The sequence below is a fragment of the Micromonospora sp. RV43 genome (assembly GCF_001029515.1).
Classification (GTDB): Bacteria; Actinomycetota; Actinomycetes; order Mycobacteriales; family Micromonosporaceae; genus Micromonospora; species Micromonospora aurantiaca.
The window spans coordinates 12,052-28,143 of record NZ_LEKG01000029.1 but is presented as its reverse complement, the minus strand read 5'-3'; the positions used below and the strand labels follow the sequence as shown (position 1 = coordinate 28,143).

The window sequence follows — 16,092 nt, the reverse complement described above, 5'->3', positions numbered from 1 at the left end:
CCCTCAGCTGACCGGGCCGCCGAAGGCCTCGATACGGTCACCGTCAGCCAGCTTCACCATCGCGCGCTTGGTGTCCTTGCGCTTGCCGAACCCGGTACGGGTCCGCTTGCGCTTGCCCTCGCGGTTGAGCGTGTTGACCGTCAGGACGCGGACGTTGAAGATCTGCTGGATAGCGATCTTGATCTCGGTCTTGTTGGCGTCCGGGTGCACCAGGAAGGTGTACCAGTTGCGGTTCAGCTCGCTGTAGCTCTTCTCCGAGACGACCGGCGCGACGATGACGTCACGCGGATCGGCGATCGTGCTCACTTGCCATCCTCCTCGGTGGTCTCGGCGGGAACGCCCAGGAACTCGTCCAGGGCCTCCTTGGTGAAGACCACGTCGTCGGCCACCAGCACGTCGTAGGTGTTGAGCTGGCCGGCCTCGATCAGGTGCACCCGGCTGTCCCGCGCGTTGCGCAGGTTCCGCAGCGACACCCAGTTCAGCTCGTCGGTGCTGCTCAGCACGACCAGGACCCGACGGGCCTGGGTCAGCTTGGTCAGCGTGGCCAGGGCCGCCTTGGTGGACGGCTTCTCGCCGGAGACGAACGCCTCGACGACGTGCACCTGGCCGGCGCGGGCCCGGTCGGAGAGGGCGCCACGCAGGGCGGCGGCCTTCATCTTCTTCGGGGTGCGCTGGCTGTAGTCGCGCGGCACCGGGCCGTGGACCACGCCACCGCCGGCGAACTGCGGCGCGCGGGTCGAGCCCTGGCGGGCACGACCGGTGCCCTTCTGCTTGTACGGCTTCCTGCCTCCACCGGAGACCTCGCCGCGGGTCTTCGTCTTGTGCGTACCCTGGCGGGCCGCCGCAAGCTGGGCCACCACGACCTGGTGCATCAGGGCGATGTTGGCCTGCGCGTCGAAGATGTCGGCCGGCAGCTCGACGGAGCCGCTCTTGGCGCCTTCGACGTTGATGACGTCAACGGTGGTCACTTGGCCGCACCGCCCTTCTTCACCTTCGCCTTGGCCGCGGTGCGGACCAGGACCAGCGCGCCCTTCGGGCCGGGGATGGCACCGCGGACGAGCAGGAGGTTGTTCTCGGTGTCGACCGCCTGGACGGTCAGGTTCTGGACGGTGTAGCGCACGCCACCCATCCGGCCCGCCATCCGGGTGCCCTTGAAGACGCGACCCGGGGTCGCGCAGGCGCCGATCGAGCCGGGCGAGCGGTGCTTGCGCTCGACACCGTGGCTGGCACGCAGACCGTGGAAGCCGTGCCGCTTCATCGGGCCGGCGTAGCCCTTGCCCTTGGTCTTGCCGGTCACGTCGATCACGACGCCGGCCGGGAACTCCTCGACCGTGACCTCCTGGCCCGGCGCGTAGTCCGCGGCGTCGGAGGTGCGCAGCTCGACGATGTGCCGGCGCGGCGCGACGTCCGCCTTGGCGTAGTGCCCGGCGATCGGCTTCTTGACCTTGCGCGGGTCGATGACCCCGTACGCCAGCTGGACCGCGGAGTAGCCGTCCTTGTCGGCGCTACGAACCTGGCTCACGACGCACGGGCCGGCCTGAACCACGGTCACGGGCACAACCTTGTTGTTGTCCCAGACCTGGGTCATGCCGAGCTTGGCGCCCAGGATCCCCTTGACTTGCCTGTCCATTTGTCCGGTCCCTACAGCTTGATCTCGATGTCGACGCCAGCCGGCAGGTCGAGGCGCATGAGCGAGTCGACCGTCTTCGGGGTCGGGTCGATGATGTCGATCAGACGCTTGTGCGTACGCATTTCGAAGTGCTCGCGCGAGTCCTTGTACTTGTGCGGCGAGCGGATGACGCAGAAACGGTTGATCTCCGTGGGCAGCGGCACCGGGCCAGCGACCTGCGCCCCGGTACGCGTCACCGTCTCGACGATCTTCCGAGCCGAGGAGTCGACGACCTCGTGGTCATAGGCCTTGAGCCGGATGCGGATCTTCTGTCCCGCCATGGTGGCTTCTGTTCCTTCTCTCGATGCCGCTGTGTTGCGGGCGCCTGTACCGGCTGGCACAGGCCCACTTCCGCCGACCCCCGCGGTCGGGCGTGTCGCGCCCATGGGCCAGGCTCCGCCCCGGGACTCCGGAGCGATTCTCTGACCACGCGGTGGGTCATGGCGCCGATCGCGGTGACCGCGACCTGGACGCCGCGCGAGGGTGGTTGACCGCCGATGGCGGCCAACCACCCTACGCGAGACAGTCTGACTCCCGGAGGTCCAGCGTCAACCGGACGCAGGTGACCGACTGTCGTTACGCAACCTGACTAGTATGCCGCACGACCGGCGGCAACGCTAATCGGGGTTACCCAGCTCACTTGATGATCTTGGTGACGCGACCAGCGCCGACCGTACGACCACCCTCGCGGATCGCGAACTTCAGGTTCTCCTCCATGGCGATGGGCTGGATCAGCTTCACCGTCATCGAGGTGTTGTCGCCCGGCATGACCATCTCGGTGCCCTCGGGCAGCGTGACGACGCCGGTGACGTCCGTGGTCCGGAAGTAGAACTGCGGGCGGTAGTTCTGGAAGAACGGGGTGTGCCGGCCGCCCTCCTCCTTGGAGAGGATGTAGACCGTCGCCTCGAACTCCGTGTGCGGGGTCGTGGTGCCCGGCTTGATGACGACCATGCCGCGCTCGACGTCCTCGCGCTTGATGCCGCGCAGCAGCAGACCGACGTTCTCACCCGCGCGGGCCTCGTCGAGCAGCTTGCGGAACATCTCGATGCCGGTGCAGGTGGTCTTCATCGACTTCTCACGGATGCCGACGATCTCCACCTCCTCGTTCGGCTTGAGAATGCCGCGCTCGGCGCGACCGGTGACCACGGTGCCGCGACCGGTGATGGTGAAGACGTCCTCGATGGGCATGAGGAACGGCTTCTCGGTCTCGCGCTCCGGCTGCGGGATCGCGGTGTCCACGGCGTTCATCAGGTCCAGGAGCTTCCCGGTCCACTCCGGGTCGCCCTCGAGGGCCTTCAGCGCCGAGACCCGGACGACCGGCAGGTCGTCACCCGGGTACTCCTGCGAGGAGAGCAGCTCACGGACCTCGAGCTCGACGAGCTCCAGGAGCTCCTCGTCGTCGACCATGTCGCTCTTGTTGAGCGCCACGACGATGTACGGCACACCGACCTGACGGGCCAGCAGCACGTGCTCGCGGGTCTGCGGCATCGGGCCGTCGGTCGCCGCCACCACCAGGATCGCGCCGTCCATCTGCGCGGCACCGGTGATCATGTTCTTGATGTAGTCGGCGTGACCGGGGCAGTCGACGTGCGCGTAGTGACGCGCCTCGGTCTGGTACTCGACGTGCGCGATGGAGATCGTGATGCCGCGGGCCTTCTCCTCCGGCGCCTTGTCGATCTCGTCGAACGGCGTGTACGGGTTCAGGTCCGGGTACTGGTCGTGCAGGACCTTGGTGATGGCCGCCGTCAGCGTCGTCTTACCGTGGTCGATGTGACCAATGGTGCCGATGTTGACGTGCGGCTTAGTCCGCTCGAACTTCGCCTTCGCCACTGGTGTCCTCCTGTGGACTTTCTTGGTTCGTTCGCCCCGGCGCGCCGTTCGGCGCTTAGGACTCTGTCGACAGCCTTTCCGGCCGGAAGGCCGGAGAGCTTTTGTGGGTTCTGCGGCGATGAAGCCTACAGGCCCGGTCTCACGCAATCCGATCGAGGTGGCCGCGGGCGGGAGAACCCTCCCGCGACCGCCCTCGTGTCATCGGGTCAGCCGAGGGTGAGCGTCACTCACCCGTCGCCTTGGCGATGATCTCCTTGGCCACCGAGTTCGGAACCTCGGCGTAGGAGTCGAACTGCATGCTGTAGCTAGCCCGGCCCTGGGTCTTCGACCGCAGGTCGCCGACGTAGCCGAACATCTCCGACAGCGGCACCAGAGCCCGGACGACGCGAGCGCCGCTGCGCTCCTCCATCGCCTGGATGATGCCACGCCGGGAGTTGAGGTCGCCGATGACGTCACCCATGTTCTCCTCAGGAGTGGTGACCTCAACGGCCATCATCGGCTCGAGGAGAGCGGGGTCGGCCTTGCGGGCCGCCTCCTTCATCGCCATCGAGCCGGCGATCTTGAACGCCATCTCCGACGAGTCGACCTCGTGGTACTGGCCGTCCACCAGGGTGAGCTTGACGCCCACCAGGGGGAAGCCGGCGAGGATGCCGTACTGCATGGCGTCCTGCGCGCCCGCGTCCACCGAGGGGATGAACTCCCGGGGGATGCGGCCACCGGTCACCGCGTTGGCGAACTCGTACGTCGGGGCGTCGTTGCCGAGCGGCAGCGGCTCCACGCTGATGATCACGCGGGCGTACTGGCCGGAACCACCGGTCTGCTTCTTGTGGGTGTACTCGACCTTCTCCACCTTGCGGCGGATGGTCTCGCGGTACGCCACCTGCGGCTTACCGATGTTCGCCTCGACGTTGAACTCGCGGCGCATCCGGTCGACCAGGATGTCCAGGTGCAGCTCGCCCATGCCGGAGATGACCGTCTGACCGGTCTGGTCGTCCAGCTTGACGCGGAAGGTCGGGTCCTCCTCGGCCAGCCGCTGGATGGCGGTGCTGAGCTTCTCCTGGTCGGCCTTGGTCTTCGGCTCGATGGCCACCTCGATGACCGGCTCCGGGAAGGTCATCGACTCCAGGATGACCGGGTTCGCCGGGTCGCACAGGGTGTCACCGGTGGTGGTCTGCTTCAGACCCTGCACCGCGATGATGTCGCCGGCCTGGGCGGAGCTGCGCTCCTCCCGCTTGTTGGCGTGCATCTGGTAGATCTTGCCGATCCGCTCCTTGCGGTCCTTGGTGGAGTTGATCACCTGAGAACCGGACTCGAGCGTGCCGGAGTAGATCCGGACGTACGTCAGCTTGCCGAGGTGCTTGTCGGTCTGGATCTTGAAGGCCAGCCCGGAGAACGGCTCGGAGACCGAGGGCTTCCGCTGCAGCGGGGTCTCGCCGTCGGTGGCCGTACCCTCGATCGCCGGGATGTCCAGCGGCGAGGGCAGGTACGCGACGACCGCGTCCAGCATCGGCTGGATGCCCTTGTTCTTGAAGGCGGTACCGGTGAGGACCGGGTTGGCCTTGCCGGCGATGGTGGACCGGCGGATGGCGGCCTTGATCTCGTCGACCGAGATCTCCTCGCCCTCGAGGTACTTCTCCATCACCGAGTCGTCGACGTCGGCGAGGGTCTCCATCAGCTTCTCGCGCCACTCGGCAGCCGAGTCGGCGAGGTCGGCCGGGATCTCCTCGACCGCGTAGTCCTCACCCTTCTGGGTCTCGCCGCGCCAGGTCAGCGCACGCATCTCGACCAGGTCGACCACGCCGATGAAATCGGACTCGGCGCCGATCGGGATCTGGAGGACCAGCGGGGTGGCGTTGAGCCGGTCGATCATCATCTGCACGCAGCGGAAGAAGTCGGCGCCGGTCCGGTCGAGCTTGTTGACGAAGCACATCCGGGGGACGTTGTACTTGTCCGCCTGCCGCCAGACGTTCTCCGTCTGGGGCTCCACGCCGGCCACGCCGTCGTAGACCGCGACCGCACCGTCCAGAACACGCAGCGACCGCTCGACCTCGACCGTGAAGTCGACGTGGCCGGGCGTGTCGATGATCTGGATCGTGTGGCCCTTCCACTCGCACTTGGTGGCGGCGGAAGTGATGGTGATACCGCGCTCCTGCTCCTGCTCCATCCAGTCCATGACGGCGGCGCCCTCGTGGACCTCACCGATCTTGTACGTGATGCCGGTGTAGAACAGGATTCGCTCGGTGGTAGTGGTCTTACCGGCATCGATGTGGGCCATGATGCCGATGTTGCGTACGTTGGCGAGCGCGTCTGCGGCGGCCACTTCAATCCCTACTTATCGTCGTCTCGACACAACTGGTGGCGGTTCCGGCGCCGGTGGGCGCCGGAACCTCAGGTGTTACCAGCGGTAGTGCGCGAAGGCCTTGTTCGACTCGGCCATCTTGTGCGTGTCCTCACGCCGCTTGACGGCGGCGCCGAGGCCGTTGCTCGCGTCCAGCAGCTCGTTCATCAGCCGCTCGACCATGGTCTTCTCGCGCCGCGCCCGGGAGTAGGTCACCAGCCAGCGCAGACCGAGCGTGGTCGCGCGGGACGGCCGGACCTCGACCGGAACCTGGTAGGTGGCGCCACCGACACGGCGGCTGCGCACCTCGAGGGTCGGCTTGACGTTGTCCATCGCGCGCTTGAGCGTGACGACGGGGTCGGTGCCGGACTTCTCGCGGCAGCCCTCCAGGGCGGCGTACACGATGCGCTCGGCGAGCTGACGCTTGCCGCGCAGCAGGATCTTGTTCACCAGCTGGGTGACCAGGGGCGAGTTGTACACCGGGTCAGCGACCAGCGGCTTCCGCGGAGCGGGTCCCTTACGCGGCATGTCAGCTCTTCTCCTTCTTCGCGCCGTAGCGGCTGCGAGCCTGCTTGCGGTTGCGGACACCCTGGGTGTCCAGCGAACCGCGCACGATCTTGTACCGCACGCCCGGGAGGTCCTTCACACGACCGCCGCGCACGAGCACGATCGAGTGCTCCTGGAGGTTGTGGCCGACGCCCGGGATGTAGGCGGTCACCTCGATCTGGCTGCTGAGCTTGACACGAGCGACCTTGCGCAGCGCCGAGTTCGGCTTCTTCGGGGTGGTGGTGTACACACGGGTGCACACGCCGCGCCGCTGGGGAGACCCCTTGAGCGCCGGGGTCTTGGTCTTGGTCGTCTTGGCCTGACGGCCCTTTCGGACCAACTGCTGAATGGTGGGCACCGGGTTTCTCCGCTCCCTTCGGCCGCTGCGAGGCGACCGCGCCGTCTGCTCCAGCCGTCCGGATGGGCGGCTCTCCTACATTTCAACCAGGGCCGCCTGACGGCTCCCCAGCACCCGCGGTCGGGCGTGTCGCCCGAGTCACGGTTCCGGTGCCGGCCGCTCACGCGTCGTACCGGATCTTCTGGTCTTGGTGGTGCGACCGCGCGATCACCGGCTGACCGGTTCCAGCGCACGCACGCATTGCCCGGGCGGGCCCGGGCACAAGGGGAAAGAGTACCTACCACAGCCGCGCCGGTCAAAACGGATGGGTCGGGAAGGACCGCTGTGCGGTCCGCCGCCCGGTCTCCGGGTCGCCGATGCGCCGGTGATGGGCACCTACAGTGACAAGTGTACCGGCTCGTCCGCCGCGTGACCCGGCGGCCCCGACACCGCCCGGCCTTCGGACACCCGGACATTCCGCTCAACCCAGGTCACCGGCCGCAGGCGTCGCAGACGCGGCGTCACGTGATCTGCACCACCAGGGCCAGCGCGAGCCCGATCAGGCCGAACAGCACCCCCGCCGCCCCGCAGGAGATCCCCGCCACGGCCAGGCCGGCGCCGGTGAAGCGCACCGACGGCGGCGGCGCCGGCCGCCGGATCTGCCGCCGGGCGAGCAGCCCGGCCACCACCGCGCCGGCGCCGATCAGCCCGCCGAGCACTGTGAACGCGCCGGCCGCCCAGGCGCCGCCGACGTCGCGGCCGGCCAGACCGAAGCACAACACCAGCAGCGACACCCCGATCGCGGCGATGCCTGCGACGAGCGACCCGATCGCCAGGCCGGAGGTGACGGGCGGCACGTCGAGGTGGACCACGCCGAACGGCGTACCCGGCACCGCGTCGACCCGCTTCGGCGGCCGCGGCGTCTCGGCCGGCGGCGGAAGCGCCGGCCCGCCGTGCGGACCCCAGCCGCCGTGGCCGGGCACGCTCGCCGGCGCCGGCCACCCGCCGCCGTGCGCCGGCGGACTCCCCGGGTACGCCCCGTACGGCCCCGGCTGGTGCGCCGGCGCGGACGCGGAACCCGGCGGGTACGGCCCGGGGCGCGGCTGGTCGCCTCCCGGCGGAGCCGGTTCCGTCACGGGGTCCTCCTGTCCACACGCGCCCGCCGCGCGGCGGACACCGGCCAGGCTACCGCCGCCGATCATTGCGGGGTGGGCGGGCGCGGGCCCGCTCCCCCACCGGGTCAGTCGAAGTTCGGCGCGAAGTCGTGGCCGAACGAGGCGTCCGCGGCCCGGACCACGCCGATCACCACCGCCGCGACCACCGCGGCGGCGGTCAGCACCAGACCGGTCCGCGCCATCTGCTCGCCGCGCCGCAGCCAGTCCGCGCCGGTGAGATAACCACCCGAGGCGTACGCCTCCCGGCGCGCCTGCCGGGCGAGCACGAGCGCGATCGTGGCCGGCACCGCGCCGCCGAGGAACAGACCGGTGAGCACGCCGATCAGCCCGAGCGCGAAGACGGCGCGGGCCTTGGTGGAGCGGACCGGCTCCGGGTCGTACGGATGGCGGTACGCCTGCGGCACGACGGGCGCCTGCCCGGGCACGGTCGTCATGCCTCCATCATGCCCCGACCCGGCCGTCCGTCCCGGCGGAAGGCAGCCGGTCCCGGCACTCCGGACGCGACGAGGCCCCCGGCGGATGCCGGGGGCCTCGTCGTTCCTACTGCTTAGCGGTACGACCCGAAGTCGAAGTCGTCCAGCGGAACCGCCTGGCCGCTGGCCGGCCCGAAGCCGTAGTCGGTCTCCGGGTAGCCGGTCATCGAGTAGACCTTGGCCTTCGCCTCCTCGGTCGGCTCGACCCGGACGTTGCGGTACTTGCTGATGCCCGTACCGGCCGGGATGAGCTTACCGATGATCACGTTCTCCTTGAGGCCGATCAGCGAGTCGCTGCGGGCGTGGATCGCCGCGTCCGTCAGCACCCGGGTGGTCTCCTGGAAGGAGGCCGCCGACAGCCAGGAGTCAGTGGCCAGCGAGGCCTTGGTGATACCCATCAGCACCGGGCGACCGGCGGCGGGCTCGCCACCCTCGCCGACGAGCCGGCGGTTCTCCGACTCGAACAGCGCCCGGTCGACCAGCACGCCCGGCAGGAACTCGGTCGAGCCGGAGTCGATCACAGTCACCCGCTTGAGCATCTGGCGGATGATGATCTCGATGTGCTTGTCGTGGATGAGCACACCCTGCGAGCGGTAGACCTCCTGGACCTCCTGGGTCAGGTGGACCTGGACCGCGCGCGGGCCGAGGATGCGCAGCAGCTCGTGCGGGTCGATGGTGCCCTCGGTGAGCTTCTCGCCGACCTCGACGTGGTCGCCGTCGTGCGCCCGGAGCCGGACCCGCTTCGAGATCTTGTCGTACACGATCTCGTCGCTGCCGTCGTCCGGGATGACCACGATCTTGCGGGACCGCTCGCCGTCCTCGATCCGGATGCGACCCGGGGTGTCGGCGATGGGCGCCTTACCCTTCGGCACCCGGGCCTCGAAGATCTCCTGGACACGGGGCAGACCCTGGGTGATGTCCTCACCCGCGACACCACCGGTGTGGAAGGTACGCATCGTCAGCTGCGTACCCGGCTCACCGATCGACTGGGCGGCGATGATGCCGACCGCCTCGCCGACGTCCACGGTCTTGCCGGTCGGCAGCGAGCGGCCGTAGCACGCACCGCAGACGCCCAGCTTCGACTCGCAGGTGAGCACGCTGCGCACCCGCACCGTCTCGGTCCCGGCGGCGACGATCGCGTCCACCAGGATCGAGTTGATGTCCTGGCCGCGGTGGGCCACCACGGTGCCGTCCGGCCCCTTGATGTCGTCGGCGAGCGTCCGGGCGTGCACGCTGGTCTCGGCGTGCTCGTGCACGACCAGCTTGCCGTCGATGCGCTCACCGACCTGCATCGGGATGGCGCGGTCGGTGCCGCAGTCCTCCTCACGGATGATGACGTCCTGCGAGACGTCCACCAGACGCCGGGTCAGGTAACCCGAGTCGGCGGTACGCAGGGCGGTGTCCGCGAGACCCTTGCGGGCACCGTGCGTGGAGATGAAGTACTCCAGCACGGACAGACCCTCCCGGTAGCTGGCCTTGATCGGCCGCGGGATGATCTCGCCCTTCGGGTTGGCCACCAGACCACGGATCGCCGCGATCTGCCGGAGCTGGAGCAGGTTACCGCGGGCACCCGAGTTGATCATCTTCCACAGCGGGTTCTCCTGCGGCAGCGCGGTGTCCATCTCCTTGGCGACCTCGTTGGTCGCCTTGGTCCAGATCTCGATGAGCTCGCCGCGGCGCTCCTCGGCGGTCATCAGACCACGCTGGTACTGCTTGTCGATCCGGTCGGCTTCCTTCTCGTACCGCTCCAGGATCTCCCGCTTGCGCGGCGGAGCGATGACGTCCTCCATGCCGATGGTGACGCCGGACCAGGTGGCCCAGTGGAAACCGGCCTCCTTGAGCCCGTCCAGGGTGGCCGCCAGGGCCACCTTCGGGAAGCGCTCGGCGAGGTCGTTGACGATCGCGGAGAGCTGGCCCTTGCGGATCTCGTAGTTCACGAAGCGGTAGCCCGGGGGCAGCGTCTCGTTGAACAGGACCCGGCCCAGCGTGGTCTCCACGGTCACCGGCTCGCCCTCGGTCCAGCCCTCGGGGGCGGTCCACGGCTCGGCGCCGGCGCCGTTGTCCACACCGACCACGTCGCGCAGCCGGATCCGGACCGGCGTCTGCAGGTGCAGCTCGCCGTTGTCGTACGCCATCCGCGCCTCGGCGTCCGAGCTGAACGCCCGGCCCTCGCCCTTGCCACCCGGGGTGAGGTGGGTGAGGTGGTACAGACCGATGACCATGTCCTGGGTCGGCATGGTGACCGGCTTGCCGTCGGCCGGCTTGAGGATGTTGTTCGACGACAGCATCAGGATCCGCGCCTCGGCCTGGGCCTCGGCGGACAGCGGCACGTGGACCGCCATCTGGTCACCGTCGAAGTCGGCGTTGAACGCGGTGCAGACCAGCGGGTGGATCTGGATGGCCTTGCCCTCGACCAGCTGCGGCTCGAAGGCCTGGATGCCCAGACGGTGCAGGGTCGGCGCGCGGTTCAGCAGAACCGGGTGCTCGCCGATGACCTCTTCCAGCACGTCCCACACGACCGGCCGCTGCCGCTCGACCATCCGCTTGGCGGACTTGATGTTCTGCGCGTGGTTGAGGTCGACCAGCCGCTTCATCACGAACGGCTTGAACAGCTCCAGCGCCATCTGCTTGGGCAGGCCGCACTGGTGCAGCTTGAGCTTCGGGCCGACCACGATGACCGAACGGCCGGAGTAGTCGACGCGCTTGCCCAGCAGGTTCTGGCGGAACCGGCCCTGCTTGCCCTTGAGCATGTCGGACAGCGACTTCAGCGGCCGGTTACCCGGGCCGGTGACCGGACGGCCACGGCGGCCGTTGTCGAACAGCGCGTCGACGGCCTCCTGGAGCATCCGCTTCTCGTTGTTGACGATGATCTCGGGCGCGCCGAGGTCGATCAGCCGCTTGAGGCGGTTGTTCCGGTTGATCACACGCCGGTACAGGTCGTTCAGGTCGGAGGTCGCGAAGCGGCCACCGTCGAGCTGCACCATCGGGCGCAGGTCCGGCGGGATGACCGGGACGCAGTCCAGCACCATGCCGAGCGGCGAGTTGCGGGTGTTCTGGAACGCCGCGACGACCTTGAGCCGCTTGAGCGCACGGATCTTCCGCTGGCCCTTGCCGGAGCGGATGGTCTCGCGCAGGTTCTCCGCCTCGGCCTCCAGGTCCATGTTCTGGACCAGGGCCTTGATCGCCTCGGCGCCCATGCTGCCGGTGAAGTACTCACCGAAGCGGTCGCGCAGCTCGCGGTAGAGCAGCTCGTCGGTGACCAGCTGCTTCGGCTCCAGCTTGCGGAAGGTGTCGAGGACCTCGTCGAGGCGGTCGATCTCGCGCTGGGCCCGGTCGCGGATCTGGCGCATCTCGCGCTCTCCGCCCTCCTTGACCTTGCGCCGGACGTCCGCCTTCGCGCCCTCGGCCTCCAGCTCGGCCAGGTCGGCCTCCAGCTTGGCGGCCCGCTTCTCGATCTCCGAGTCGCGGCTGTTCTCGGCCTGCCGCTTCTCGGCCAGGATCTCGTTCTCGATGGTCGAGAGGTCGCGGTGACGCGCTTCGGCGTCCACGCTCGTCACGACGTACGAGGCGAAGTAGATGATCTTCTCGAGGTCCTTCGGGGCGAGGTCCAGCAGGTAGCCCAGCCGGCTCGGCACGCCCTTGAAGTACCAGATGTGGGTCACCGGAGCGGCCAGCTCGATGTGACCCATCCGCTCCCGGCGAACCTTGGAGCGCGTCACCTCGACGCCGCAGCGCTCGCAGATGATGCCCTTGAAGCGGACCCGCTTGTACTTACCGCAGTAGCACTCCCAGTCCCGCTGCGGACCGAAGATCTTCTCGCAGAAGAGCCCGTCCTTCTCCGGCTTGAGGGTGCGGTAGTTGATGGTCTCGGGCTTCTTGACCTCGCCGTGGGACCACTGACGGATGTCGTCAGCGGTGGCGAGGCCGATGCGCAGCTCGTCGAAGAAGTTGACGTCGAGCACTATGTCCCCTATGTCGTCGTCTGTACTGCTAGCTAACGAGTGGGATCCGGGGCAGGGTGACCCTGCCCCGGATCACCACCTCAGACCTCTTCGACCGAGCTCGGCTCGCGCCGGGACAGGTCGATGCCCAGCTCCTCCGCCGCCCGGAACACCTCGTCGTCGGTCTCGCGCATCTCCAGGGCCACACCGTCGCTGGAGAGCACCTCGACGTTGAGGCACAGCGACTGCAGCTCCTTGAGCAGCACCTTGAACGACTCCGGGATGCCCGGCTCGGGGATGTTCTCGCCCTTGACGATCGCCTCGTAGACCTTGACCCGGCCCAGGACGTCGTCGGACTTGATGGTCAGCAGCTCCTGCAGGGCGTAGGCGGCGCCGTACGCCTGCATGGCCCAGCACTCCATCTCACCGAAGCGCTGGCCACCGAACTGCGCCTTACCACCCAGCGGCTGCTGCGTGATCATCGAGTACGGGCCGGTCGACCGGGCGTGGATCTTGTCGTCGACCAGGTGGTTGAGCTTCAGGATGTAGACGTAGCCGACCGCGATCGGGTCGGGCAGCGGCTCGCCGGAACGACCGTCGAACAGCTGCGCCTTGCCGCTGCCCCCGATGAGCTGGTTGCCGTCCCGGTTGGGCAGGGTCGACGCCAGCAGGCCGGAGATCTCCTCCTCGCGTGCACCGTCGAAGACCGGCGTGGCCACGTTGGTGTCCGGCTCGGACTCGTGCGCGTTGATCGAGCGGAGCTGGCGCTTCCACTCGGCGTCGTCGCCGTCCACGCTCCAGCCGGTCTTGGCCACCCACCCGAGGTGGGTCTCCAGGACCTGACCGATGTTCATCCGGGACGGCACACCGAGCGGGTTCAGCACGATGTCGACCGGGGTGCCGTCCTCCAGGAACGGCATGTCCTCGATCGGCAGGATCTTGGAGATGACGCCCTTGTTGCCGTGGCGGCCAGCGAGCTTGTCACCGTCCTGGATCTTGCGCTTCTGGGCCACGTAGACCCGGACCAGCTCGTTCACGCCCGGGGGCAGCTCGTCGCCGTCCTCGCGGGAGAAGGTACGCACACCGATGACCGTGCCGGTCTCGCCGTGCGGCACCTTCAGCGAGGTGTCCCGGACCTCGCGCGCCTTCTCGCCGAAGATCGCGCGGAGCAGCCGCTCCTCGGGGGTCAGCTCGGTCTCACCCTTCGGGGTGACCTTGCCGACCAGGATGTCACCGGGGACGACCTCGGCGCCGATCCGGATGATGCCGCGCTCGTCGAGGTCGGCGAGCATCTCCTCGCTGACGTTCGGGATGTCGCGGGTGATCTCCTCCGGGCCGAGCTTGGTGTCCCGGGCGTCGACCTCGTGCTCCTCGATGTGGATCGAGGTGAGCACGTCCTGCTGCACGAGGCGCTGCGACAGGATGATCGCGTCCTCGTAGTTGTGGCCTTCCCAGCACATGAACGCCACCAGCAGGTTGCGTCCGAGCGCCATCTCGCCCTCGTCGGTGCACGGACCGTCGGCGATGACCTGACCGGCCTCGACGCGGTCGCCCTCGAAGACGACCGGCTTCTGGTTGACGCAGGAGCCGGCGTTGGAGCGGCGGAACTTGTGCAGCAGGTACGTCCGGCGGTGGCCGTCGTCCTGGTGGACGGTGATGTAGTCCGCGCACAGGTCCTCGACCACACCGCCGACCTCGGCGACGACGACGTCACCGGCGTCGACCGCGGCGCGGTACTCCATGCCCGTACCGACCAGCGGAGCCTCGGCCTTGACCAGCGGCACCGCCTGACGCTGCATGTTCGCGCCCATGAGCGCGCGGTTGGCGTCGTCGTGCTCCAGGAACGGGATCATCGCGGTGGCGACCGAGGTCATCTGCCGCGGCGACACGTCCATGTAGTCCACGGCGCCCGGCGCGACGTCCTCGGTCTCGCCGCCCTTACGGCGGACCAGGACGCGGTCCTCGGCGAAGGTGCCGTCCGACTTCAGCGGGGCGTTTGCCTGCGCCTTGACGAACCGGTCCTCCTCGTCCGCGGTCAGGTAGTCGATCTGGTCGGTGACCCGGCCGTCGATGACCTTCCGGTACGGCGTCTCGATGAAGCCGAACGGGTTGACCCGGGCGAACGTGGACAGAGCGCCGATCAGGCCGATGTTCGGGCCTTCCGGCGTCTCGATCGGGCACATCCGGCCGTAGTGGGACGGGTGCACGTCCCGGACCTCGAAGCCGGCCCGCTCGCGGGACAGACCACCCGGGCCGAGCGCGCTCAGCCGGCGCCGGTGGGTCAGGCCCGCCAGCGGGTTGGTCTGGTCCATGAACTGGGACAGCTGCGACGTACCGAAGAACTCCTTGATCGCCGCCACCACCGGGCGGATGTTGATCAGGGTCTGCGGCGTGATCGCCTCGACGTCCTGGGTGGTCATCCGCTCGCGGACGACCCGCTCCATCCGGGAGAGACCCACCCGGACCTGGTTCTGGATCAGCTCGCCCACGGTACGCAGGCGACGGTTGCCGAAGTGGTCGATGTCGTCGGCCTCGTAGCCCTCCTCACCGGCGTGCAGCCGGCAGAGGTATTCCACGGTGGCGACGATGTCGTCCTCGGTGAGCGTGCCGGTGGTGATCGGCACGTCCAGCTCGAGCTTCTTGTTGAACTTGTAGCGCCCGACCTTGGCGACGTCGTACCGCTTCGGGTTGAAGAAGAGGTTGTCGAGCAGGGTCTGGGCGTTCTCACGGGTCGGCGGCTCGCCAGGGCGGAGCTTCCGGTAGATGTCGAGCAGGGCCTCGTCCTGGCCGGCGATGTGGTCCTTCTCGAGCGTGGTCATCATGAGCTCGGACCAGCCGAACTTCTCACGGATGCGCTCGGCGGACCACCCGATGGCCTTGAGCAGGACGGTGACGGCCTGGCGGCGCTTGCGGTCGATGCGAACGCCGACCGTGTCGCGCTTGTCGATGTCGAACTCCAGCCAGGCACCCCGGCTCGGGATGACCTTGACGCTGGAGAGGTCGCGGTCGGAGGTCTTGTCCGGCTGCTTGTCGAAGTACACGCCCGGCGAGCGGACGAGCTGGCTGACCACGACGCGCTCGGTGCCGTTGATGATGAAGGTGCCCTTCGGCGTCATCATCGGGAAGTCACCCATGAACACCGTCTGGCTCTTGATCTCGCCAGTGGTGTTGTTGGTGAACTCCGCGGTCACGAACAGCGGCGCGCAGTAGGTCAGGTCCTTCTCCTTGCACTCCTCGATCGAGGCCTTGACCTCGTCGAAGCGCGGAGCCGAGAAGGAGAGCGACATGGTGCCGGAGAAGTCCTCAATGGGACTGATCTCGTCGAGGATCTCCGCGAGACCCGAGCGTGCGTGCGGGTCGTCCGCCGACCGGCCCTGCCAAGCCTCGTTGCCGACGAGCCAGTCGAAGGACTCGTTCTGGATGGCGAGGAGGTTGGGGACCTCGAGGTGTTCGGTGATCCGACCGAAAGAAACTCGGCGGGGCGCGAATGCGCTCGACGTACGACTGGTCTTCGCAGGGCGGGAAGCTGCCAAGATGCGTCCTTCCGAGGACCGGTGCTGCAGAACGGCTGGTACGCGTGCACTCCAATGACCCCACCAGAAATATCCACAATCGGACATTTCCGAGCAGGGGTCAAGTCGGAAGGCAGCGCAAACTAGCAGTGTAGCCGAGAGGCTAACCGCTGTCCAGCCCACCCCGCAGGTCGTCGCGGAACAAGCCCTGGGACCTCGGAAACCGGGTCGACCGGGCCGCTCGGAACGCGACGCTCCTGCCGGTCCGCTC

At 68.3% G+C, this 16,092-nt stretch carries 12 protein-coding genes; all 12 read right to left on the bottom strand.

The window, feature by feature from the left end:
* Positions 1 to 3: 3 nt before the first annotated feature.
* The 12 genes from rplW to ABD52_RS10030 all read right to left on the bottom strand — a co-directional run bounded on the left by rplW (position 4) and on the right by ABD52_RS10030 (position 15,842).
* Positions 4 to 306, bottom strand: coding sequence for a 50S ribosomal protein L23 (rplW, locus tag ABD52_RS10085; protein WP_013288632.1), 303 nt, complete (start codon positions 304 to 306; stop codon positions 4 to 6).
* The gene (gene rplD, locus ABD52_RS10080) at positions 303 to 968 is read right to left on the bottom strand and encodes a 50S ribosomal protein L4 (RefSeq protein ID WP_047891644.1); all 666 of its coding nucleotides are present in this window, start codon (positions 966 to 968) and stop codon (positions 303 to 305) included. Before rplD ends, rplW begins: the two co-directional genes overlap by 4 nt.
* Positions 965 to 1,630, bottom strand: a complete 666-nt coding sequence (gene rplC / locus ABD52_RS10075; protein ID WP_013288634.1) for a 50S ribosomal protein L3 — start codon at positions 1,628 to 1,630, stop codon at positions 965 to 967. The genes rplD and rplC overlap by 4 nt, the downstream gene beginning before the upstream one ends.
* 11 nt (positions 1,631 to 1,641) lie before the next feature.
* Positions 1,642 to 1,950, bottom strand: a complete 309-nt coding sequence (gene rpsJ, locus ABD52_RS10070) for a 30S ribosomal protein S10 (RefSeq protein ID WP_007073037.1) — start codon at positions 1,948 to 1,950, stop codon at positions 1,642 to 1,644.
* 355 nt (positions 1,951 to 2,305) lie between these two features.
* Positions 2,306 to 3,499 (bottom strand): elongation factor Tu, encoded by a 1,194-nt coding sequence (gene tuf / locus ABD52_RS10065; RefSeq protein ID WP_013288635.1) that lies wholly within the window; start codon positions 3,497 to 3,499, stop codon positions 2,306 to 2,308.
* A 223-nt stretch (positions 3,500 to 3,722) separates the two neighbouring features.
* A complete protein-coding gene (gene fusA / locus ABD52_RS10060; protein WP_013288636.1) occupies positions 3,723 to 5,819 on the bottom strand; it encodes an elongation factor G in 2,097 nt (698 codons plus the stop codon).
* A gap of 75 nt (positions 5,820 to 5,894) precedes the next feature.
* Positions 5,895 to 6,365: a 30S ribosomal protein S7 gene (gene rpsG, locus ABD52_RS10055; RefSeq protein WP_013288637.1), complete on the bottom strand. Its 471-nt coding sequence runs from the start codon at positions 6,363 to 6,365 to the stop codon at positions 5,895 to 5,897.
* Between the two features lies 1 nt (position 6,366).
* On the bottom strand, positions 6,367 to 6,741 hold the full coding sequence (gene rpsL, locus ABD52_RS10050) for a 30S ribosomal protein S12 (RefSeq protein ID WP_007465318.1): 375 nt from the start codon (positions 6,739 to 6,741) through the stop codon (positions 6,367 to 6,369).
* Between the two features lie 500 nt (positions 6,742 to 7,241).
* A complete protein-coding gene (locus tag ABD52_RS40160; RefSeq protein WP_030269326.1) occupies positions 7,242 to 7,613 on the bottom strand; it encodes a hypothetical protein in 372 nt (123 codons plus the stop codon).
* Positions 7,614 to 7,960: 347 nt separating this feature from the next.
* Entirely contained in the window at positions 7,961 to 8,329 is a 369-nt protein-coding gene (locus ABD52_RS10040) for a hypothetical protein (protein WP_041784065.1), read from the bottom strand.
* A gap of 113 nt (positions 8,330 to 8,442) precedes the next feature.
* Complete coding sequence (locus ABD52_RS10035; RefSeq protein ID WP_013288640.1) at positions 8,443 to 12,330, bottom strand: DNA-directed RNA polymerase subunit beta'; 3,888 nt, start codon at positions 12,328 to 12,330, stop codon at positions 8,443 to 8,445.
* 80 nt (positions 12,331 to 12,410) lie between these two features.
* On the bottom strand, positions 12,411 to 15,842 hold the full coding sequence (locus tag ABD52_RS10030; protein ID WP_013288641.1) for a DNA-directed RNA polymerase subunit beta: 3,432 nt from the start codon (positions 15,840 to 15,842) through the stop codon (positions 12,411 to 12,413).
* Positions 15,843 to 16,092 lie beyond the last annotated feature (250 nt).

Excerpts from the sequence above, each read along its gene's own strand:
- rplC (WP_013288634.1), bottom strand. The coding sequence starts at position 1,630 with ATGGACAGGCAAGTCAAGGGGATCCTGGGCGCCAAGCTCGGCATGACC.
- rpsJ (WP_007073037.1), bottom strand. The coding sequence starts at position 1,950 with ATGGCGGGACAGAAGATCCGCATCCGGCTCAAGGCCTATGACCACGAG.
- rpsG (WP_013288637.1), bottom strand. The coding sequence starts at position 6,365 with ATGCCGCGTAAGGGACCCGCTCCGCGGAAGCCGCTGGTCGCTGACCCG.
- ABD52_RS10040 (WP_041784065.1), bottom strand. The coding sequence starts at position 8,329 with ATGACGACCGTGCCCGGGCAGGCGCCCGTCGTGCCGCAGGCGTACCGC.